Origin of the sequence: Echinicola vietnamensis DSM 17526 (assembly GCF_000325705.1) — a bacterium.
GTDB classification, from domain to species: Bacteria; Bacteroidota; Bacteroidia; order Cytophagales; family Cyclobacteriaceae; genus Echinicola; species Echinicola vietnamensis.
In genome coordinates, this window is the sequence record NC_019904.1 from 3,727,332 (window position 1) to 3,750,925 (window position 23,594).

Here is a 23,594-nt window from a genome sequence, read left to right on the forward strand (position 1 = left end):
CTAACAATAGCCCAAAAGGGCCGGTCCAAAGTTTAATTAGTGTAAGGCGCTTAAAAAGAAGAAGACAGCGTAAAATTACTTAAATAATTATAAACCACAAGTCAAAAGTAAAATATGATCAGCTCAAAACCATTGGTAATGAGTGCGTTATTGTTGTTGTCCTTTGGGTTCCAACGGCAAGCATTCGGGACAATCCTATCAGCATGGGATACGGTGGACTTATCGCAAAATGCCCATTTATTGCCTACCGTAAAGCCGGATCGCATCATCCTCAATTTAGCCGAAAATCCCTTGGAAACGGTAGGGGTAAATTGGCGAACCGGCACCATGGAGTCCACTTCATATTTGCAGTATGCTATTGCTACTGCTGGGCCTGAGTTTAGTGAGCATGCCCAAACCATTGCCGCAAAGACAAGCTACCTGAAGACCCAGCAAGATGATGAACCCACCATCGAGGCCCATTATCATGAGGTAGACTTGAACGGCTTGACTCCCGGTCAGGTGTATGTGTATCGCGTGGGATCTGATAAGGTCTGGAGTGAGTGGTACCAATTTAAAATGCCCAAGAAGGAGGGTCCAGTTAGCTTTTTCTATTTTGGCGATGCCCAAAATGATGTCGCTTCCAAGTGGAGCAGGGTTATTCGTGAAGCTAGTTTTCAATTTCCACGGGTAGATTTTATGCTTTACGCCGGTGACCTGATCAATCATGAAGATGCGGATTTCGAGTGGGGGGGATGGTTTGAAGCGGGAGGGTTTATTCATGCTTCTGTCCCCGTTATGATGACGCCCGGAAACCACGAATATGCCAAGGGAGTTATCCTGTCAAAACACTGGAAACCGCAGTTTAATTTGCCAGAAAATGGTCCTAAGGGGCTGGAAGAGATGGCCTATGAAATCAATTACCCCGACCTAAAGGTGGTGTCATTGGATGGAGAGCAGATAGATGAGATTCCTGCCCAGAAAATGGCACAGGTGGAATGGCTAAGGAATATTTTGGAAAATAACCCTAAAAAATGGACCGTTATCACCTTTCATTACCCGATTTATTCCACCAAACCAAACCGTGTTAACGAAGATATGTTGGAGTACATTAAACCTGTTTTGGAGGAATATGAGGTGGATCTAGTGTTGCAAGGGCATGATCATGCCTACGCCAGGGGACGCGTGACCACACAAAACGGTCAGGAAGTTTTGGGTGAGGGGCCGATGTATGTGGTTTCCGTAAGCGGCCCAAAAATGTATGAGATTGGCGATGATCCCTGGATGGATCGAAGGGCTTATATGACACAGCTTTTCCAATGGATAAATGTCCATGACGATCGACTTGAATATCAATCTCTAACTGCTACAGGAGAGCTTTATGATGCATTTACCCTTGAAAAGGACGCCACAGGAAAAAATAAATTGATCAATCAGATCCCAGATAGCCCAGAGCGGGTAGGGGAACCGTAACCCATGCATGTGATGAATCGAATAAAGATACGACCGATTTATTTTTGGGCGGTACTGGCCTTAATGAGCTGTGGATCGCTTTGTCATGGACAGGTAGCAGCCATCCAAGAGCGTTTTTTACACAGTGACCATTTGATGGTTGCCTCTCATCGGGCCGCCCATCAGCACTATCCAGAAAACAGTTTGGCAGCGATCCAGGAAGCCATTACCATTGGGGTGGACATTATAGAATTGGATATTCGTGTGACGCGCGATGGTGTTCCGGTGATCATGCATGACCAAACGATCGACAGGACCACCACGGGAATAGGGGATATAGAGCAGTTGGATTATGGGGACATTCATTCCCTGAAATTGCTTCACCAGGGCAAAGTGACCGATCAGTCCATTCCTACGCTACAGGAGGCCCTAATGCTGTGCAAAGGAAAGGTCATGGTGGATATGGACATGAAGACCGATAAAATCGATGAAGTGGTTGAGGTGGTAAAAGCAATAGGGGCAATAGATCAGCTGATCTTTTTCGATGCCGATTGGGAGGTGCTGGAAAGAATAAGCCATAAGCTGGATGGAGCCCACCTGATGCCCCGGGCATATAAGCCGAATGATATTAAAAAGGCGGTGAAGCGACTGGATCCAGTGGCCATCCATATAGATCCCAGCTTTTATACTGCTAAAACCATCAAATTGGCCAATAAACATGGTTTGAGGATTTGGATCAATTCCCTTGGCGATCGCGATAAGGCTTTGAAGAGGGCTCCTGACGTGCAGGCATCATGTAAATGGTTGGAAAAAGGAGCCAATATGGTACAGACGGACTTGCCCGAATTTTGGGTTAGCGTAAGAGAATCTTTGGATGAGTAATTTTTACTATTTTAATTCCTTTAATCAAATGATGGATAAGATTTTTGGTTAAAAAGATGTAATTAATGGTTTAAAAGACGGCTATTGTTCAGCTAGTGTTTCTTTTTTGAAGTTAGTCTTATGAATGATGTACGTTAACCCAAATTACCATGAAACAATCCATCAATTCAACCATTTCCAAATGTGCCGCCCCTTTGGGGCTAACTTTCGAGTTTACATCATACACCATACCACGGATTTGTAACGCCTTAAGCATCCTATTTGTGTTTATCAGCGTTCATCCGTGGCCCAATAGCAACCAAAGGAGGAGAAGAACATATTTACCCATCGATATAGGCTGCCCCATCTTTTCGGCTTGATCCTTTTTATTGGCTTTATGGTCAGCACGACTAAACCAGCCTTAGAAAAGGTGACTTTAATCTATGATTTGGGCTTCAATCTTTCCTTCTTCTTACCTTTATCAGGGATTGGAATAGCGGGGATTTTATAATCTGCCAGTATTTCCGGGCTATTCAAATAGCAAACAGGAGAGGAAAGTGATGTTTTGGAAAGTAATGGTTCCGTAGGGTATATGGTGGTTTTTTTATTCATGTTTATAAATGGTTTTTAATGTTAAGTAAATAATATTAAGGCGCTTAAACAAATTTCTTCACTTAATGGAGAATCTGGCAGTGGTTAGCGAATAGCGAGGACATTTAAAGTAAATAATATATATAATTGGTAATTAACACAGTTTGGATCAACAATTATACATTCATGAAAAAGGAAGTGGAGAAGTATATCCAAGTGTATCTTCGACAATTTAGCCATCTCGGGCCAGAAGTAGCCGAATTCATTCAGCCTTACCTCAGCATTCGCCAAATTCCCAAAGGTGAATATTACCTAAGCAGTGGAGAAATACAGCACGATATGGGGTTTGTATATGAGGGATTATGCAGAAGGTTCTTTATCAATGATAAAGGAAATGAGATTACCACTGGATTTATCCAAGAAAATGAATATGTAACGGACTATCCAGCCTTTATCAGGCAACAACCATCCAAATATCACATACAGTGTCTGGAGCCATCCATTGTCGTAAATTTACCCTATGAGGTGATTCAGGAAAGTTATCGGAAGTTTAGGCAAAGTGAAATGCAAGGGAGATTGATTGCAGAAAAGGTGCTGACGATTTTGAGTGATCGTGTGGAAAGCTTCTTGTTTCTGACAGCAGAAGAGCGGTATTTGAATTTTTTGGCCAACCATGAAGACCTGATGAACCGGGTGAGCCTGACCCATTTGGCTTCATTTTTAGGCATTGAGCGACAATCCTTAAGTCGGATCAGAAAAAGAATTGCTTCCAAATGACTTTGTCACATATGTGTCAGGAACCAAAAGTTCCTTTACTGCATCTTAGGGCTATAAAAACAGGTAAAAGAACAACACAAATTTTCAAGCAGATCAATTATTTGGTAATTGGTACCTGCTTTTTATGGGGGGCGGTTTGCCCAGCCCAAGAGAAAAAGGCCCCTGATGGGATACATAAAGCTATTCAAGCACGTACGGATGCTATTTTCGATAGTTTGGTGCTGGTGAGACGTGACTTGCACCGCCATCCAGAAATTTCTGGTCAGGAAAAAAGAACGGCCGAGTTTGTTACCAATTACTTATTGGCTCTGGGTTTGGAAGTAAAAGTGGGAGTTGGCGGTTATGGAGTGGTGGGCATTTTGAAAGGAAAACAAGGAGGGAAAAAAATCGCTTGGCGTGCGGATATGGATGCCCTCAAATTTGATGCACAGGACCCGGAAGTGTTTGGTTCTATTCATAAGGGCATCAACCATTATTGTGGACATGATGTTCACGTAACCATAGCATTGGGGATGGCAAACGTCCTGGCTCACCATAGAGAGCAGATAAAAGGTACCGTTTATTTCATCTTCCAACCTTCCGAAGAAAACTACAAAGGAGCAAAGTCCATGATCTCCGATGGGCTTTTCGAAGGAATAGCTCCGGAGGAAATGTATGCAGCCCATATTTCGCCCATGCCTTCAGGGTTGGTGGCCTCCAAACCCGGCTATTTATTTGCCGACTATAAAGAAATTCATGTGACTTATGAGGCCAGCGCGGCCGATGAAGAAGTGATAGCCTTTACAAAAAACTTGTTGTCAGGACTTCAAAATGTACCAGCATCCAGTGAATTTTGGGATACCCAAAACCTGATGGACCCGACCATAGGAATAGGAAACCCCGAAACCATTTTTCAGGATTATATCACCGTAAAAGAGAATGTTACGGTAAGTCGTCAAGACGGGCAGGTCCGTATAAGTGGCATATTGAGTGCCAGCAGTGCTTCCCTAATGGATGCCATCCCGAGACGTTTACAGCGTTCGATCGATCAGTCTGACTTTGCGGATCGATTTATGGACATTGCATTTGCCACGGAAGGATTCCTCTATTCTACCCAGCGAGCCAATATCCAAAATAATTCTTCTCTCACGGAGCAGGCCATTCAGGGGATTGCGGGGATTTATGGTCAAGGCAGCGCTATTCCTTTATATGGTGTCATTCCAGATGGCCGTGGGGATGATTTTGCGTACTTTCAGGAAAAGGTTCCCGGGGTTTATTTCCTGCTTGGAGGATCCAATTTTGAAAAGGGAATCATTGCAATGCCTCATACTCCACATTTTAGGGTGGATGAAACATGTATCAAGTCAGGAGTCAATTATTTTTCCTCTTTACTGATAGAGCGGACAAATAATTGACTCCTGTTCATGATGGGTGATCAAGGGATTTTATAACTTATCACCATTGATCTTAACGTTTTTCATGATCAAGTTATCAATATATTCCGGTTTGGTCACTTGGTCTGGAGAGGTGGAAAGCTTGACGTCTTCCATAGTGACATTGGACACGTTATATTGATCAGAAGCCCTTGAGTTAAAGATTCGGTCACAGTCCAGTTTAATATTTCGGAAGGTAATATGGTTACCCTTGGAGAATTTGATGTCTTTTTCTCCTTTGAGATCGAAAAACTGTGTCCATGGACTAAAATTAAACATGTTTTTGGCGCTACCTTTAATGTCTTCAAGGGTGATGTACTCGTAATGCTGTGGGGTGTCTGGACGCATTTTCAAGAGAAAAAGACGCTTGGCATCGGTAACCTTTATCCTTCTCAAAATAATGTTTCTATTGTGGATAGACTCACTGCCGCATGTCAAGGCACTATGGCAAAAGCCAAATTCACAATCCTCTACAATGATGTTATAATTGCCGCCATTGTTCGGATCGGTATCTGCATTGGGTCCCTTTCCGCCCTTGAGAGCTATTGCATCATCATTGACGGACATAAAACAATTTTTCACCAAAACATTTTTGCAAGCATCCAAGTCAATGGCATCCGAGCTTGGGGCTTTTTCAGTGGTGTGGGGCGCAAAAATATGAAGGTTCAGGATTTTTACATTTTCACATTTGTAGTAATGCGAAGTCCAAAAAGGAGAGTTGATCAAGCTGATGCCTGATACTTGCACATTTTTGCTATTGGATATGTACAGTACTCGGGGACGCATCTCATCCATATTGGTACAGTTTTTATTGAATTGGCGACGAATCCAAAAATGCCTCCAATAGCGATGTCCATTGCCGTTAAGGGTACCGCTTCCTGATATGGTAAACCCGTCCATTCCATCGGCATTTACCAACGCAGCAAAATATTTTAGCGTTTGGCCTTCCATTCGTGTTTCCAATAATTTGAAATGGGTAATGTCATCACTTCCTTTGATGACAGCATTTTTTTCGAGGTGCAGGTGTGTACCGGGTTTAAAAAACAGTGAGCCACTTAAGAAGGTGCCAGCAGGAATGATGATTATGCCACCTCCTTGCTCGGAAGCCTGATCAATGACCGCTTGGATTTTCTCAGTTTGTAAAACCGTACTGTCATTGACCACACCATAATCGGTGATCCGATAGTGCTTGCCGAGTTGATCGATATCGGTAGGTTCGATTTGCCTAAACCAGTCCGGAATGGGCGAGCCGTCCGGAAAGACTTCTTCTTGGGCCATCAGTGGGCTTATGCTGGTAAGTAGTACAATGAGTAGAAAGAGGTACCTTTTCATGGATGAATCTTGGATTTATGTGTTTAAAGTTTGTAACGATTTAATGAACCGAAATTAACGGATCCATTTCACATATCAATCCTGTATTGTTATGGTAACGGTGAAGTAAGAGGGATAGCTGATTTTTGCCTTTCCTTTTAGAGATTGTAGCTTATGCTAAAAGCAAAGAAAGCCGTGGCAAAGGAATTGTATCCTTTATCCACGGCGATCAAAGTAGTAGTTCCCTTAGAAGTATTCGAAAGCGGCTGTATTACATGTTGACGTTATTGCCCTTTACCAGTTAAGTAAGTAGTTATGACGTTCTATTGTACCGCTTCACCAATTAACCTTACCATCAGATCATTGAGGAATTCCACTTCATATTCCCCGATTGACGGCTCCAAATGATCATTGCCAATGCCACTGTGATTGGTGATGAAGACGTAGGTGCCATTGGTGGCATTGCCCAAAAGACGCATTAAAAATTCTGTTTCCTTATCGATTCCACTTGCGGTGACAGGGATGATTTTGATCCCGTTGGCTGCTGCCAATTGGGTCAGTCCATGGATTTCATCAATCACCTGGGCATCATAGTGTGGCGGAGCATCCAGCAAGAGAAATAGAAGTCTTGCCCTTCCAGAAGAAGTCCACTGGAGCGCTTTGATTGCTTTGGAGAGAGCCGTGTGCACCGCTTCTGGAAAATCTCCACCACCGTTTGCCTCTTGATCCTTGATAAACGATAAAGTCGAGGTTATGTCTGTGGTAAAGGGTGACTGTCGCGTCACATATTCATCACCAATATCCCGGTAGAATACAGTTCCAGTCAGGAATGTGGTAGAGGGATTTTCTGATTTGGCCCGCTGGATCACATCAAGCAGTTCGGTTTTCAAATATTCCAGTTCATCGCCCATGGATCCGGTAGCATCCACTACAAAGGCAATTTCCGCTTGATTGGCTGCATAATGTTGGGGTAAATATGTGATCACTTGAGGTTGTTGGTAATTGGTTTGGGAAAGCTCGATAAGTTTATTTCCGTCTTCGATGGAGATGGTCAAGTTTTCTAGTAGCATCCTTGACTGGGGAGTCGAGAAGATATTTCCCCATAATTCTGCCCGGCCACTGTTATCCGTTCTTGCTTCCCAAATGGTCTCATTACCTGATTTCAGGGCTACCTTCACATTGACGGCGGGACTTCCATTGGGCCTATTGAGCTGAAGAGGGATCCGATGCCGAAGGTTAATACCCCAGTAGTCGGGCATTTTTCCAAAATCCTTTTCATTCAACAGGTTTTGCCAAAATTCCCAATGGTCCAAGTCATTCCATTCCCCTGCAGTGATCAATCCTGGCTGCGGTGGGGGGGCTTGGCCGTTTCCGCTTCCATTAGGTGTCCCGCTTCCTTCACCGGCATAAAAACTATCCAATTCACCGTTACTTGAATCCGACTTGGGATCGGTGCTGTCCAAGTTGCTCTCACAGCTGTAGAATATCATCGGAAGCGCGAAAAACAATAAAAATCGTAGTAAGGATCTTTTCATGGTTAAATAAGTTTTAGTCGTATGGTCTTGACGTAAACTTTTATATGTGTGTCTCAGTAAAGAGGATTTTTTTATTTTAATTTTTTATGGGTTTACAAAGCTTAACACTAACTTATTTTAGCACTGGTGAATTTTAACAATTACTTGCATATTTTTGGCATCAAACGTTTGGGTTAAGAGGAATTAGAAAGCGCTAAAACCTGTTGAGCATCAAGTTTTAGTAATTTATACGGAGTATTTGTAGGATTTCAAAACAATTGTAAAATAGAGAAATGCTAATTGATATTTTGTAAATGTTATTAGAAGTCCAAGGCTCTTGGCTTGGAAAAATGAACATCTATGGAAAGCTATCCGCATTCAGATATGACATTATTGGACGGTTTAAGACAGGGGTCTTGGGAAGCTTTCGAATCCCTTTATGATAAGTATTGGGAAAAAATTTATGCCGTCAGCAGTGCCGTCACCAAAGATCAGGAGCTGAGCAAGGATATTGTTCAGGAGATATTCTTGGACCTTTGGAATAGGCGGGAAAAGTTAGCCATTAAAAACCTTTACGCATATCTCTACCAAGCCTCTAAATATCGATTGATTGAACATATTCGAAAGCAAGAGCAACAGGAGCAGTTTCTGGAAGAGTTTAATCAAATCCTGTCTCATTGTCCCGTTGAAGATTATCTTTTCCATAAAGAACTGGAATTGACAATCAAAGAAAGCTTAGAGGAATTGTCTCCAAAGTGCAAGCGGATTTTTTACCTTAGTCGCTATGATCACCTATCCAATCATGAAATTTCCCAGCAACTTAAAATATCCAAAAGTACTGTAGAGAACCATATCAACAAGGCCTTAAACCATTTACGGAATTCCCCTGAAGTAAAGATGGCTTTTATCATCGCCTTTTCGTTAATAGACGCTTAGCGATGTTACCTATTTTTTAAAATTGTTATTTAATCGTTAAATCAGGCCGGGTCCTTAATTTTTTTTAGGTGCGAAGGTCTTTTATCTCCACTATCTGTTCAAAGGACACAACGGATGGTAGGTAAAAAACAATTTAACGATATACTCAAACGGTACCTGAAGGGGAAGGCCAGTAAAAGGGAAGTCTTCATAGTGGATCAATGGTTTCGAAAAAGCTTTTCTAAGGAACCTGAAGAATCTAACCTGGAACTGTTAAGCATAAGAAAGGATATTTGGGCACGTATAGAAGCGCAAAAAAGTTCAGGCAAAGGAAAAGAAGCCTCTCTCACTTATACCGGTTTCTGGTGGAAGGCTGTTGCAGCTTCATTGATTGTCTTGATAGGAGGATATTGGCTCATGATGAGCCAAATCCAGCAAATAGACTGGATAACTGCCTCAACCGGTATTGGCGAACAACGGACCATTTCCCTCCCTGATGGGTCCATTGTCATGCTCAATGTAGCTTCAAGTATTCGATATCCGGCGGATTTTGACGGTGAAAGCAGAAACATAGCACTTACAGGGGAAGCTTTTTTTGACGTGGCACCTGATGTAGACAAACCTTTTGTTGTGGATACCGATGAGCTTTCGACTACTGTATTAGGGACCCAATTTAATGTTCGTGCCTATCCTTCCGAAAAAACAGAAGTCAGCGTATTTGAAGGTAATGTAAAAGTAGGGAGTATAAATTCTCCCGATCAGGAAAAACTTTTGTCGGCCAACCAAGCAGCATCTTTTGATGATAATGGTACGCTTCTAAAATACCCTGCCAATCTCGACCTCGCCGGAGCATGGAGAAATCAAATCACCTATTTAGATGAAACCTCGCTTAAAGACTTGGCCAAAACCGTGGAGCGGTGGTATGGATATCAGATTCATTTTGAGCCAAAATCCTTGGAACACTGTACCGTCTCAGGGAAGCTCAAGATGGGAGATCTGAAAGTTTTACTCAATCAGATTAAGTTCATCAAAGAGATTGATTGGGAAATAAAGGAGGAGAATAATGTAGTATTTATTGGAAACGACTGTAAATAAAATGCCTATGTAACACTTTGTCAATCAACATCTAAAAAGCAGCCCATGTCTGGTCGCAACAGGCATGGGCCAAAACAATTTTATTAACCTCAGTTAACATTTAGAAATTTATGTATTCCACCATCTTAAAACAATCGATATTTTTATCGAAGCGACTAGTTTATGTGTTTGTGGTGCAACTGTTTATGATGCAGTTGCTTTTGGCTAATACTTCCAATGGCCAAAATAAAGGGCAGATCATGATTTCCTTTTTTTCGCAAGAAGCCCCTTACACAGATGTTTTTAATCAGATTGAAGCTCAGACAGATCTTGTATTCTTATACGATGATGATATTTCTGGTAGTGATAAACGGTTTACCTTAAATCGTGAAAATATCAGCTTGAATGAGCTCCTGGGCTTACTGGAGAAAAAAGGGCTTAAGTTTATGCGGGAAGGAGATCATATTTCCGTGAAAATGGCTGAAAATGCCTATGATAAGATAGATATTACAGGGCGTGTGACCGATGAAAATGGAGCGCCTATGCCTGGAGCTACCATCCTTATCAAGGGGACAAACGTGGGAACGGTTACCGATAATGATGGCTATTATCGCATCCATGCCGAAGAGAAAGGTGTATTGATTTTCAGTATGCTAGGTTATCAAAACCAAGAGGTGAACATTGACAACCGAAGTACTGTGAATGTATCGCTCAAGGAAGAGAGTACAGCATTGGATGAAGTGGTGGTTATGGGCTACAACTCCGTTGAAAAACAACACGTCGCTTCATCGATTGCTGAATTGGATATGAAAAGGGCAAAGATGCGTCCCATTTTCAAATTGCAGGAAGCGTTTAGTGGCACCCTTCCAGGCGTCACCATGTTGCAGGGTAGCAATTTACCCGGAAGTGTCCCAGGGACCATTAATATACGAGGCATCAGTACGTTACAGAATGCCGATCCATTGGTTATTGTGGATGGAATGGAGCAAAGCCTTACCGATATCGATCCCAATGAAATCAAAAGTATCAGTGTGCTAAAAGATGCTGCTTCGGCAGCAATGTATGGTTCAAGGGGAGCTAATGGTGTGATCATCATCACGACCAATAGGGGAACTACAGGGCAGTTTAGAGTAGACCTGCATTCGTGGGCTGCCGTGAATGACCCGATAGATATGCCCACTTTTGTAAATTCCGCTGATTATATGCGATTGAACAATGAAGCTCGCGAATTTCAAGGACAAACGCCGCAATTCACCGATGAGGAAATCACCAATGCCACGAATGGAAATACCACCAATACGGACTGGCTGGATGAGGTCATGGAAAGACGGGCGCATTCCTATAACATGTCTGCCAATATTTCTGGTGGCGGCGGAGTGGGGACGTTTAACCTGATGCTTGGTTACCTTAAAGAAAACGGATTGAATACCTACGAAGGATCGGAAAGGTTCAGTGCCCGGTTTAATACCGATATCCATATTGATGACAAATTTGTCCTTTTGGCAGACTTTTATGCCAGAAGGTTACAGGTAAATAGGCTCCAAGCCAATTCAGATGGCCATGGGCTTTATAAAATTGCCTGGAGAATGAATCCTACCCAAGCTGTATTTTATGATTCGGATCTTCCCGATCATTATATACTACACAACGAGATGAACCCAATTGCCTCCATTAATCATGGAGGCGAGCGTAACAACCTATATGACAGAAGCACCATAAATCTTCGTCCGCGCTATCATATCAATGACAATTTGCACATCAATGGTAATATTTCATATATGATCAATAAATCCGCCAATAAATACAAGCGGGAAACCTTTAAGTTTTTCGATGGAGATGGGATTCCTGTGGCGACTTGGGCAAACGATGTGGATTCGGAACAAGGCGTAAGTGTCAGCCAGCTCACGGCCAGGGCAAATATTAACTATGAACGTGATTTGAGGAAAGAGCAGGACAAACTCTATTTGGTTGCGGGTACTGAGATCATGAACTATAATTATACCGATTACAGGGAGATTGCAAAAGCTTCATTTTACTCCAAACTCAATTATTCCTTTGACGACAGGTATCTGCTGGAAGTAACGGCTAGGGGGGATGGCAGTAGTAAATTTGCCCCAGGACACCGGTGGGGATTTTTTCCATCCGGGGCATTGGCATGGAATATTCATAATGAGAGGTTTCTATCTGGGGTTACCCAAAGTGGACTGATCAATAACATGAAAATTCGACTTTCCTATGGTTTGATAGGAAACGAAAATGTGAATCCATACCTCTGGCAAGAGGTGGTAAACAATTGGGGATGGACGATGAGAATTCCCAATCCAAGTTTTAGTTGGGAAAAACAGCGTCAGGCCAATATCGGTATCGATTTAGGCATGTTTGATAACCGCTTTAAGTTTACGGCAGAATTTTACAGAAAACATTCATTTGACCTGATCTATTCAGAATTTCCAGTTCCCCCATTGACCGGTTCGAATAGCTTGGAATCAGCTGTCAACATTGGAGAGGTGGAGAACAAAGGCTGGGAACTATCAGGATCATGGAGTGACCAGGTTGGGGAATTGTCCTATACCATTGGCGGAATCTTATTTGAGAATAACAATAAGGTGCTGAAGGCAGGGTATAACAAATCAGACACGCTCATCTTTAAAGATAACAATGAGAAAATCTGGTATCGCGGCATTGCTTTGGACAATTATTACGGTTTTGAAAGCGATGGTTATTTTCAAAATCAACAGGAAGTAGATGAAACCTCTGCTAAACTTCCCAATACACTGCCCGGTGATATTCGGTATGTTGACCAAAATGGAGATGGCGTAATTAATGACAAGGACCGTGTAGATTTGGGAGATCCTTTCCCTCACATGAATTATTCCATTACCCTAGACCTTCGATTTCGCCATTGGGATTTCAGCTTCCTTGGCCATGGTGTGGGAAGAAGAACTGGAAGGCTAGGAGGTCAAGAAGGATTTCCAGTGTTCATGGATGGAGAAAATAATGATTTGGGAGCGCCACGCCAGTATTATATGGATAATAGATGGACGCCAGAAACCCCAAACAGTCGGTTCCCACGTGTATGGACTGGAACTACTCCAAATTCAGAACTTAGTGATGTTTGGTTGAGCAATGCATCATTTTTTAGGATCAAAACCCTACAATTGGGCTACACTTTTCCCCATATCACCAAAGGTGTTAAGAATATGCGCGTCTACATTAATGCCCAAGATGCTTTTACTTTCACCAATTGGGAAGGACTGGAGCCAGAAAGAAACGGTGGCACTGGCAATTACCCAAGGATGGCCAGTTATAGTTTGGGTGTAAAATTCACAATTCTCTAATTAAGAAATGACCATGAAAAAGATAGTTTGCATAATTGTATTAGTAATTACCATGTCGGGATGTGAAAGCTTTTTGGATAAAACAGATCCGACGGCAACCTCTTTTACAGAGTTCTTCAATGATGAAGATGATCTTCGTAGGGTGACCTACAGTAGTTTTTATGATGTGTTTACTCACCATAGTAACAGGAGAAGCCTTCTTTACATGCTGGATGGTCGTTCTGACAATGCCTACGCACGGGATTTCAGTGATCACCACCAAGCAATTGCCAACGGTACGCTGAACGCCAGTAGTATCGGTATGGAGTATTATTATGCGACATACATGAAACACGTGGGAAGGCTAAACACCTATATCGATAACATCAATGAGCCTTATGTGGAAAATGAAACGATCAGGACACGCTATGAAAACATCCTGAAAGGACTTCGCATGTGGCATTATCTTAGGCTTACGTTTTATTGGGGAGATGTCCCCTTTATGTTGGATCCTGCCAATTTGGATGATGCCCGACAACCTGCGCGGCCCAAAGAGGAGATCTTGGAGATCATCTTTCCGATGGCTGTGGAAATTGCAGAACAGCTTCCCATAGATGAATACACGTCGAATAAGTACATGTTTAACCAGCTTTCCCTGAAGGCAGTCATCATGCGGTATGCCCTATACCATGAACGGTATGAGTTGGCAGCCAGCCTGGCCAAAGAAATCATAGATAGCGGAAACTATAGTTTGCATCCATCTTATGGGGACCTTTTTCAGTATGAAGCTGCTTCGAATAACAATGAGTTTATTGTCCATCTGGACGAGGAAAGCCACAGTGGCAGTACCACCTATTCTTTCAGGGATTTGGGTCCGCACTTTCGCACAGGAAACGGTCAATCGTACTGTGTACCGTTAAAATCCTTAGTGGACAGTTATTGGACACTTCAAGGACGCCCGATTGAGGATTGTCCGCTTCATACCAAAGAGGAATATGAGTTAAATCCCAACCTGAACCGTGATCCTCGGTACGAAGCTTCCATCATGGGGCATGGTGATGTATTCTACGGTGAACCCATCGATATTTACAATTCCAATAATCCAATGTTTTATGAAAATCAGCGGGCCAGTAAATCGGGGTATTGGTTTAAGAAATTCGTATCCGAAAACGATGCGTTTCGGAATGGAAATATGGAATACGGGCTCTTGAGGTACGCAGAAGTACTGCTGACATATGCTGAAGCAAAGATCATGATGGGAGAAGTAGATGCCCTGACCAAAGAGTGCATTAATCAGGTAAGAGAACGTGCCGGGCTGGATATGACAGTAGCAGATGTGAATTTACCGAGCTATAACAGCTATGTACAAGAGGATTGGATGACCTTGATTCAAAACGAAAGAAGAGTGGAGTTTGCTGGAGAGGGGTTGCGTTATGCAGACCTTTTACGCTGGAGAATAGCTGAAGATGTTTTAAACCAACCAGCTTTGGGGCACACCAGAGAGGAAAATGGACAGATGACTAGTCTTAAGATTGAAGATAGGACATTTTCATCCCATCAATACCGTTGGCCATTTCCTGAAAGCAGCCTAAAGGTAAATCCTGGTTTGAAACAAAATCCAGGGTACTAAGTTGGGATTAATCAGAAAAGGTGGGGATTGGCTGTTGGCTTAATGTTAAAGCCACGGATAACTAAAAATGTAACAACCTCCCAAAAGCACCAAACGGATGCTGTAACCTGGACGGAAAGGAAAGTATGATTGCTTTGTAGTTTATAGGTTTGGTAGCGTGTCATTGTTACGATAAACATCCCTGAATTATTGATACTTACCGTTAGTCCGGTCAATTATAATTGGCCGGGCTTATTTTTTTGACCTTACCGAATAGCTTATTATGGATTAAGCCAAGTTTTTTGAATGGAAATTGATAAGGGAATTACCGATTGACCAACAAGTCTCGTGTTTTAGACAAATTGGATTTTGTAGAAGCTATAAGCTTCATAAAATTTAGTGCGGTGTGGTAGTTTCGATATTGTGTTTTATGGATCAAGCAATATTTCAGAGGGGACGAATGTTGACATGGTCTTATAAAAGAAAATTTCATAACTTCAAAACGATGGGCTTCCTCCACAGGGCAAACGCCTTTAAAAAAAATCTATTTGCATTTATATCTGCCGTTCCTAGGGTACTTACCCTTTTTTGTGTAATCATTTTTGGTGCAAGTGAAAACCTGCACCTTCTATATGACCCTTCCCCAAAGGCGGATTAGGTAGGATGCTCAGTTGCTAAGCCATAGCCAGGGTTTAACCTCAACCAAGCCCCAACCACTATACATGAGCAGATTGGGGCAAAGTGCCAGCGGCACGGATGATGGCTCCTTTATACGAAATTAGTACTAAATGCATTTGCCACACTTGACAAACCATCAGGGAAAGGACTTTTAGCCTCTTGAAGTTCTTTAATTCAGGCTGACATCTCTTTACTAATAGTTTAAAAGTGTTTGCCCTGGGGGAACTGCCAATTTTCATTATGGAGTAAAATGCCCCTAACTTTTCCGCTTGATCCGGTTCTTATTGATAATCACAAAATACAAAGACCACTAATGGAGAATATTACACCTTTAATAAAAGAAAAAAGGTCTTTTTCTGAATTTCAGAAAGAGACCTTTTTGTGCGGACGAAAGGACTCGAACCTTCATGCCCAAAGGCACTGCCGCCTGAAGACAGCGCGTCTACCAATTTCGCCACGTCCGCTTAACTTAGCGTTTTCCGCTATTGGGATGGCAAAGAAATAAACAAACTTGAATTAAAACAATGCTTTGGTAAAAATTATTTTTGATTTGTTATTTCCCATTCATTCGGCACCCTTAACCTTCAAAAAATGCCTGTCAAACCCTCAAGGTAAAGTTGACAGGCACATTATTATCGATAAATGAATCAAGTGCCTATTTCCACCATAACTTTCCATGGGAAACGCCCATTAGATTGGACATCCTATAAAGTAACCGGGCACCAACATTACCGTCCCACTCGCTATCATCTTCCCCAGGAGCTACCTCCACCAAATCAAATCCAATGATTTTACGGCCGGATTTGACAATCAGCTTCATCAAATACAGCAATTGGTTCAAGTCAAAGCCACCTGGAACGGGCGTTCCCGTATGAGGGCAAAGCTTTGGATCTAATCCATCGATATCAATGGTAATATAAATCTCTCTGGGCAAAGAAGCGATTACCTGATCACAGATTGTTCTCCATGTGACCCCTTCATACAATTGTTCCTTAATATGGTGATCAAAGAAAGTAGTGATTCTATCATCACCATCAATTCGGTCCGATTCCTCCTCGCAATAATCTCTCACGCCAACTTGAACAAGTTTCTCGACTTGAGGAATATTTAGGAAATTATGGGAAATGGAAGCGTGTGAATAGTTGAAGCCTTCATATTGATCCCTTAAATCAGCATGGGCATCTATCTGCAATATACCAAAACTTGAATACCGTTCAGACAACGCTTTGATATGCCCCAACGGAGTACTATGGTCGCCGCCAACCAATGCCACTAATTTCCCTTGATTCAACTGGTCTTTTGCGGTTTCATAAACCCAATCGTTCATGCTTTGACAGGCTTTATCGATTAATGCCGGAACGGCTCCAAAACGCTCCCTTTCTTCCTTTGGAGACCCTCTTTCCAGCCAATCAATATAATTTCCTGCCAAGATCCGATATTTTGTATTGTTACTGTATACATTTTCTGGGATCGGCAGCATATGGATACCCATTGTCCATGCATCCGTGATATCATCCTGAAAAAGATCCACCTGTGAAGAGGCATCCAATATCGCCTGTGGACCATTTGCGGTGCCCGGAGCATAAGAAACAGTCACTTCCCAAGGCACTGGTACGATGACAACTGAAGCAGTTTCCTCATCAAATGGCAATCCAAAAATGCTCCCTTCGGAGGATACCCCATTTGGGTCGAATTTGTCAATTGCTTTTTGTTTTTTTGTAGTCATATTTCCTTAAAATTTATAACTGCCTGACAAACTGTAAATTGTTTCTAGTGAGCAGTTAATCATAGTTATAATTTACATTAAATTTGGTTTTTACCCAACTCCTAAAACCATATTTAGCATTTCTTTTATCGATAGTAAAATAAACCAAAAAATGGTTTGTTTCTTGATTTTGCCGTTACTGCAATACTTCTGTCAGATTTCCCATCCCTCTATTGATGGCGATCTCCCAGCTGTCTACTTCAAAATCAACCATCGTCATCATTCCGGGCTGCAGGCTCATATGATATTCTCCCGTAACGTATGAAAGAAAAGCACTAATACTGGGATTGTGGCCTACAAATAGTACTTTACAGTACTTTTCCGGTAAGTTCCCAAAAAAGTCAATGATCGTCTGGACATCGGCCAAATAAAGGGAATCCAGAAAAGTGGTCTCCTCAGCTTCAATACCATTTAGCATGATCTCGGTGGTTTGGCGTGTCCTGGCTGCCGAGCTAGAAACCACAGCATCGAAATGTAACCCACGTTCCTTCAAAACATTCGAGAGTCTTTTTAGTTTTGATTTTCCGGATGCAGATAAATTTCGGGAGAAATCACGATGCTGGCTTTGGCCATATTCCGCCTCCCCGTGTCTCAGTAAAGCTATTAACTTAGTCATTTGGGTAGAATTAGATTTAAAAATCACTATAAAATTACAATAAAATAACCGTGCCAAAAGCAATATGAGATGGATTAATATTTGGAGGAGAATATAATCGCTTCTATTTTTGGATTTTGTTGAGGACAGCTCTCAGCACTTCAAGTAAAGTAAAACCATTATGCCAAAAAATCTAGTCATTGTCGAATCTCCAGCCAAAGCCAAAACCATAGAAGGCTATCTTGGTAAGGACTATAAAGTAACTTCAAGTTACGGACATGTCAGGGATCTTCCCAAAGGAGACAAGGCTATAGATATAAAAAACCACTTCAAACCTACCTATGAGGTAACTTCCGATAAAAAAGAGGTCATCAAGCAACTAAAGAAAATGGTGAAAGATTCTGATACCATCTATTTGGCAAGTGATGATGACCGTGAAGGAGAAGCTATCTCGTGGCATTTAAAAGAAGTGCTAAAGCTCGATAACGACAAAACCAAGCGAATTGTCTTCCGGGAAATTACGAAAAATGCCATCACCAAAGCCATTGAAAACCCAAGAAGCATAGACATTGACTTGGTGAATGCGCAGCAAGCCCGAAGAATTTTGGATCGGTTGGTGGGATTTGAGCTTTCTCCAGTACTGTGGAAAAAAGTGAAAGCTGGACTTTCTGCCGGTAGAGTGCAGTCCGTTGCCGTAAGGTTCATTGTAGAGCGTGAGCGTGAAATCGATAAATTCGAATCCAAATCTTCTTATAAAGTTACGGCGATTTTCAATGTCAAGGGCAAAGAACTCAATGCCGAGCTTCCCAAGAAGTTTGAAACGCAGGAAGAGGCTGAAGCCTTTCTCAAGAACTGTCTTGAAGCTGATTTTTCCATCAAGAACTTGGAAAAAAAGCCAGCCAAAAAGACGCCAGCAGCACCGTTTACCACCTCCACTCTACAGCAGGAAGCCAGTAGGAAATTGAGCTTCTCGGTGGCTCAGACGATGACATTGGCCCAACGGCTCTATGAGGCAGGTAAAATCACTTACATGAGGACAGACAGTGTTAACTTGTCTCAAGAAGCCATGGAAAGTGCCCAAAACCAAATCATATCTGCTTTTGGTCCGGAGTACCATAAATCCAGAAAATATACTTCAAAGTCTGAAGGTGCCCAAGAGGCTCACGAAGCCATTCGTCCTACCAATTTTGCGAACGAGGAAATCTCCGGAGAACGGAATGAACAACGGCTCTATGAGTTGATCTGGAAGCGGGCCATCGCCTCACAGATGGCCGATGCCCTATTGGAAAAGACCCTTGTGACCATTGGCATCAGTAATTCAGATCTTACGCTCAGCGCTAGTGGAGAAGTCATCAAGTTTGAGGGCTTTCTAAAAGTCTATCTGGAGAGCACCGATGATGAAGAGGAAGAAGAAAACAATGACAATAAAGGACTGCTTCCACCACTGACGATTGGTCAAGACCTTGACCTGATCGAAATGAAGTCCCGTCAAAGCTTCACCAGACCGCCTGCGCGTTATACGGAGGCCTCATTGGTGAAAAAGCTTGAAGAAATGGGCATCGGTAGACCTTCTACGTATGCTCCGACCATTTCGACGATACAGAAACGTAATTATGTCATCAAGGAATCCAGGGATGGGAAGCCACGTAATTACACCGAAATGATCATCAAGGACGGCTCATTTTCCAAAGCAGAAAAGACCGAAAACTACGGTTCGGATAAGAACAAATTGTTTCCTACCAATATCGCTATGGTGGTAAATGATTTCTTGGTTGATCATTTCCCGAATGTCATTGACTATAAATTTACGGCAAAGGTAGAAAAGGAATTTGACGACATCGCCCATGGCATACAGCAATGGGATAATATGATCGAGAATTTTTATGGTAAATTCCATAATACCGTAGAAGAGGCAGAAACCGTCGAACGCGCCAATGTAAGTTCCTCTAGAGAGCTGGGCAAAGACCCCAAAACGGGCAAGCCAGTGATAGCTCGACTGGGTAAATTTGGTCCACTCGTGCAAATAGGAGACCAAGACGATGAAGAAAAGCAGTTTGCAAGCCTCAAAAAAGGGCAATTTATCGAAAACATCACTTTTGAAGATGCCATGGAACTCTTTAAGTTGCCAAGGGATGTTGGGATGTTTGAGGACAAAAAGATCGTTGCGGCCATTGGAAGGTTCGGCCCATATATTCGTCATGACGGGAAATTTGTCTCTTTGGGCAAGGAGTATGACCCCTTAAGTGTCAATGAAGAAGAAGCCATACAGCTCATTAAAGATAAGCGAGAAGCGGATGCCAAGAAACACATCAAGTCGTTTGATGAAAATCCTGACATCCAAATCCTCAATGGTCGCTGGGGGCCTTATATTAAGTTTGCCAAAAAGAACTATAAAATCCCCAAGGATAAAGTAGCAGAAGATCTCAGTTATGAAGAAACCATAGAGATCATCGAAAACCAACCTGAAAAGAAAAAAGGAAGGTTTTCCAAAAAGAAAAAATAAATAAGAACCGGATCATTTAGATCCGGTTTTTTTGTTTCATTTTTTTAAAAAATCGGCAAAGACTAGCTAGTTCGTACCCCATGAGGAGTATTTTTTTAATATTTACGTAATCGAATCCAGTAACTATTTAATTTTTATTTTCAAAATACGTAATTTAAAAAAAGCTGTTTAAAGCAAAAATCTGTCGTTTTTAAGATAAAAAACGGTTTCTACAATAAGCCCTATAACCAACGGAGGATGGTTAAAGCAAAAGCCTATAACCATTCTAGTTGCAACGATTGAACCAACACAGACTTATAGCATATGGCAAAAAAGAAACTGGTAGTATTAACAGGAGCTGGCATATCAGCAGAAAGTGGCATCAAGACTTTCAGAGACAGCAACGGCCTATGGGAAGGACACGATGTCATGGAAGTGGCCACTCCAGAGGGCTGGCAAAAAAACAAAAAATTGGTCCTTGATTTTTATAATCAACGCAGAAAGCAATCCTTGGAAGTAGAACCTAACGGAGCACATTTTGGCCTGGCAGCACTGGAAAAGGATTTTGATGTCACCATCGTCACCCAAAACGTAGACAACCTCCATGAACGAGCAGGATCGACCAATGTCATCCATCTCCACGGGGAGCTTGCAAAATCCCAAAGTACTTTAGATCCTTCACTGGTCTATGAGCTCGATCACTGGGAGATAAAGCTAGGGGACAAATGCGAAAAAGGAAGCCAATTAAGGCCATTTATAGTTTGGTTCGGAGAGATGGTCCCCATGATGGAGCCGGCGGCAAGAGCAGCCCAAGAGGCGGATATTTTTGCTGTTATTGGCACCTCTATGCTTGTTTATCCTGCAGCTGGACTGATTCAGTATACTGCTGAGGAAATACCTAAATACATCATTGATGTGAAAATCCCAAAAATAGGCCATATCAACAATCTCATCAAGATAGAAGACTTCGCCAGTTCGGGGGTAGGCAAGATGATGTCCATGATTGAAGTATCGAAATAATCGTGTAAGAAAAAATATGAGCTCAACTTTCATAAAAACCTGAAATATTTTTCTTATTGAATCACAGAAACTTAAGTATCAGAAGGGGAAAAACATCCAATAACGCCTATTATTTTGCATTATGGTGTTTGCTTTAGTGAAAAATAATCCTTTATATTTGCAACGCCTTTAGGGAAAACAAAACGTGTTTTAGGGCATAATTAGAGAGTTGGGTGAGTGGCTTAAACCAGCAGTTTGCTAAACTGTCGTACGGGTCAAACCGTACCGGGGGTTCGAATCCCCCACTCTCTACAAAAGGATTCTTTATGGAATCCTTTTTTTTGATACTGATAGAATTAGATTTCTTGTAAACCATTTTGGTGACATTTCATCTCGTATAACAGTATTGATAAAAAGGCATAGTCGATCATGGCGTTGCATTAGCGATTGAAAAGGTCAATGGATCTCATCGCTAAAGGAAACAGGACCAAAAGAATCTATGTATTATAAACGGGGTGTAGCGTAGCCCGGTCATCGCGCCTGCTTTGGGAGCAGGAGGTCGCAGGTTCGAATCCTGCCACCCCGACTTGACGGGACAAAGTAGAAAAATCTATTTTTGTCCCGTTTTTATTTTTACCTAATTCGCTATTAATCAACTGAATATAACTCACGAATTCATTGCGTCTTCTGGTTCGAACTTTGCTTCCGTCAAAAACGATTTTTTCGGGATAAATCGAACCAATATCTTTTCTGACCTCTGAAAGGTTCCCATTTTTAACCGATGTGCCTATCTCTTTGATTTTTGTCAACCCCTGCTCAATAAGCGTTTGCACATTGTCGATATCATGATTGAACTTGGTCAGTTGCAATTCCAGAGCTGATATCTTTGCCCCGTATTCTGTTTTCATTTCCCGGTAATCAGAAGCATCGATTTCCCGTGTGGCCAATAGCTCCCTTACATGAGAAAGCCGACTTTCATAGTCTTTGATCTGATTGAGGATTTCTTTCTTTTCGGTTTGTACTTCCCTTGTCTGTTCAAGGTAATCCTTGGTGACTATCTCCTGATATAATTTCTTGTCCTGAATTTCGGGGATAAACCGTAGCAAATCTGCTTGGATGGCATCGTTCACTTTTCCGGCATTTGTACGATGTTTACAGCCTCCCTTGCAGTGGTAATATGCGTAATAACGATATCTCCCTTTTGATTTGCTGGCCGTCAGGAGCTTTTCACATTCCGGGCATACCAGAAATCCCCTAAAAGGGAATTCATCTACTGTCTCGACCTTCGTCCGGTAATTTCTGCCTCTACCGTCCAATGTATCCTGAACCTCATTAAACAAACTCTCAGAGATGATTGGCTTGTGCTGCGCCTTAACAAAATATCCTTCCTCATCTTTAAACGGCGGCACGAATAGCTTTCCGCAATAAAGCGGATTCCTCAGCACCTGCCAAAAAGCATTTTTGCTGCATTTAAGCCCTTTCGTCCTCGCTTGCTTCCAGACTTGTTCCGTGTTAAAGACTCCCTTGTTAACTTCGTTAAAAGCCCATTTCAGGATTTCGGCATCCGGTTCTTTAGGTGCTATATATTTTTTGCCGTACTCATCCGATTTATTTACGTATGCCACCGGTGCCAGTCCCATGTACCGTCCTTCTTTCTTTGCCCGGCGCATGCCGTAAAATACGTTCAATGCCCTGCGGTCGTTTTCCACTTCCGGGGCAGCCAGATAAAACGCCAGCATCATTTTGTTTTCCGGAATCTCCAGATCCAAAGGTTGTTCAATTGCCTGCGGTTCCACGCCTAAGCGACGAAGGACATTAATCATCTGGTAGGCATCCCCAGCATTACGGCTGAAACGATCCCATTTGGTAAACAGTACCAGATTAACGCTATTCTTCCGCTTCTTTAAGCTTTGTATCAATTCCTTCCACCTTGGGCGGTTGAAAGATTTCGCCGAATGGTCCTCATAGACCACATTGCGGATTTCTATCTTGTTGTTGATGCAGTATTTCCTCAACATCTCCTCTTGGTTCCGCTGAGAGTACCCTTTGTCCGCCTGTTCGTCGGTGCTTACCCGAATATATAGATCCGCTAAATATCCCATACCTCTAATCGAATTTTGTGCAAGAAGAGCCAGTCTTTCGGAGTGCAATGAAGTTCTTTGTCCTTCATTGGTTGCATTTGGCTCTCGATGGCTACTAATTTAACGATTAAAATCGAAGTAAAAGACTGTTAAATAGTAAAATTAGGGCTGCCTGTAGATGA

General features: G+C 42.2%; 15 protein-coding genes, 3 tRNA genes and 1 pseudogene. 12 read left to right on the forward strand and 7 right to left on the reverse strand.

The annotated features are described in order from the left end of the window. Positions 1-138 precede the first annotated feature (138 nt). Positions 139-1,452: a purple acid phosphatase family protein gene (locus ECHVI_RS15210; protein ID WP_157501447.1), complete on the forward strand. Its 1,314-nt coding sequence runs from the start codon at positions 139-141 to the stop codon at positions 1,450-1,452. Between the two features lie 12 nt (positions 1,453-1,464). Continuing rightward, positions 1,465-2,313 (forward strand): glycerophosphodiester phosphodiesterase family protein, encoded by an 849-nt coding sequence (locus tag ECHVI_RS15215; RefSeq protein ID WP_015266909.1) that lies wholly within the window; start codon positions 1,465-1,467, stop codon positions 2,311-2,313. 420 nt (positions 2,314-2,733) lie between these two features. Here ECHVI_RS15215 and ECHVI_RS23720 read toward each other — a convergent pair whose 3' ends face one another. Continuing rightward, positions 2,734-2,904: a hypothetical protein gene (locus ECHVI_RS23720; protein ID WP_015266910.1), complete on the reverse strand. Its 171-nt coding sequence runs from the start codon at positions 2,902-2,904 to the stop codon at positions 2,734-2,736. A 165-nt stretch (positions 2,905-3,069) separates the two neighbouring features. Between ECHVI_RS23720 and ECHVI_RS15220 the strand changes: the two genes are divergently transcribed. Continuing rightward, positions 3,070-3,660, forward strand: coding sequence for a Crp/Fnr family transcriptional regulator (locus ECHVI_RS15220; protein ID WP_015266911.1), 591 nt, complete (start codon positions 3,070-3,072; stop codon positions 3,658-3,660). A gap of 224 nt (positions 3,661-3,884) precedes the next feature. Beyond that, entirely contained in the window at positions 3,885-5,054 is a 1,170-nt protein-coding gene (locus ECHVI_RS15225; RefSeq protein WP_157501453.1) for a M20 metallopeptidase family protein, read from the forward strand. Between the two features lie 30 nt (positions 5,055-5,084). Here the strand turns inward: ECHVI_RS15225 and ECHVI_RS15230 are convergent, their stop codons facing one another. Further along, positions 5,085-6,404: a rhamnogalacturonidase gene (locus tag ECHVI_RS15230; RefSeq protein ID WP_015266913.1), complete on the reverse strand. Its 1,320-nt coding sequence runs from the start codon at positions 6,402-6,404 to the stop codon at positions 5,085-5,087. Between the two features lie 302 nt (positions 6,405-6,706). Further along, positions 6,707-7,918, reverse strand: coding sequence for a vWA domain-containing protein (locus tag ECHVI_RS15235; RefSeq protein WP_015266914.1), 1,212 nt, complete (start codon positions 7,916-7,918; stop codon positions 6,707-6,709). Between the two features lie 339 nt (positions 7,919-8,257). Between ECHVI_RS15235 and ECHVI_RS15240 the strand changes: the two genes are divergently transcribed. The 4 genes from ECHVI_RS15240 to ECHVI_RS15255 all read left to right on the forward strand — a co-directional run bounded on the left by ECHVI_RS15240 (position 8,258) and on the right by ECHVI_RS15255 (position 14,833). After that, positions 8,258-8,833, forward strand: coding sequence for an RNA polymerase sigma-70 factor (locus ECHVI_RS15240; protein WP_015266915.1), 576 nt, complete (start codon positions 8,258-8,260; stop codon positions 8,831-8,833). Positions 8,834-8,947: 114 nt separating this feature from the next. Beyond that, a complete protein-coding gene (locus tag ECHVI_RS23015) occupies positions 8,948-9,907 on the forward strand; it encodes a FecR family protein (protein WP_015266916.1) in 960 nt (319 codons plus the stop codon). 110 nt (positions 9,908-10,017) lie between these two features. Then, positions 10,018-13,224, forward strand: coding sequence for a SusC/RagA family TonB-linked outer membrane protein (locus ECHVI_RS15250; RefSeq protein ID WP_015266917.1), 3,207 nt, complete (start codon positions 10,018-10,020; stop codon positions 13,222-13,224). Positions 13,225-13,237: 13 nt separating this feature from the next. After that, positions 13,238-14,833: a RagB/SusD family nutrient uptake outer membrane protein gene (locus ECHVI_RS15255; protein ID WP_157501456.1), complete on the forward strand. Its 1,596-nt coding sequence runs from the start codon at positions 13,238-13,240 to the stop codon at positions 14,831-14,833. Positions 14,834-15,872: 1,039 nt separating this feature from the next. Here ECHVI_RS15255 and ECHVI_RS15270 read toward each other — a convergent pair. The 3 genes from ECHVI_RS15270 to ECHVI_RS15280 form a co-directional block, all read right to left on the reverse strand. Next, positions 15,873-15,954: transfer RNA gene (locus ECHVI_RS15270), tRNA-Leu, on the reverse strand. 191 nt (positions 15,955-16,145) lie between these two features. Next, entirely contained in the window at positions 16,146-17,216 is a 1,071-nt protein-coding gene (locus tag ECHVI_RS15275; protein WP_015266920.1) for an agmatinase family protein, read from the reverse strand. Between the two features lie 175 nt (positions 17,217-17,391). Then, positions 17,392-17,871, reverse strand: coding sequence for a SixA phosphatase family protein (locus ECHVI_RS15280; protein ID WP_015266921.1), 480 nt, complete (start codon positions 17,869-17,871; stop codon positions 17,392-17,394). Between the two features lie 160 nt (positions 17,872-18,031). Here ECHVI_RS15280 and topA point away from each other — a divergent pair, with 160 nt between their 5' ends. From topA to ECHVI_RS15300, 4 genes are all read left to right on the forward strand, one after another. Continuing rightward, on the forward strand, positions 18,032-20,353 hold the full coding sequence (gene topA, locus ECHVI_RS15285) for a type I DNA topoisomerase (RefSeq protein WP_015266922.1): 2,322 nt from the start codon (positions 18,032-18,034) through the stop codon (positions 20,351-20,353). Between the two features lie 303 nt (positions 20,354-20,656). Further along, positions 20,657-21,352: an SIR2 family NAD-dependent protein deacylase gene (locus tag ECHVI_RS15290; protein ID WP_015266923.1), complete on the forward strand. Its 696-nt coding sequence runs from the start codon at positions 20,657-20,659 to the stop codon at positions 21,350-21,352. Positions 21,353-21,554: 202 nt separating this feature from the next. Beyond that, positions 21,555-21,643 (forward strand) — tRNA-Ser (locus tag ECHVI_RS15295). 199 nt (positions 21,644-21,842) lie between these two features. Continuing rightward, positions 21,843-21,917: transfer RNA gene (locus ECHVI_RS15300), tRNA-Pro, on the forward strand. Between the two features lie 529 nt (positions 21,918-22,446). On the opposite strand, the pseudogene ECHVI_RS24090 reads toward ECHVI_RS15300, so the two are convergent. Then, positions 22,447-23,433 (reverse strand): annotated as a pseudogene (locus ECHVI_RS24090) (recombinase family protein); the annotation flags it as partial. Positions 23,434-23,594: the final 161 nt, after the last annotated feature.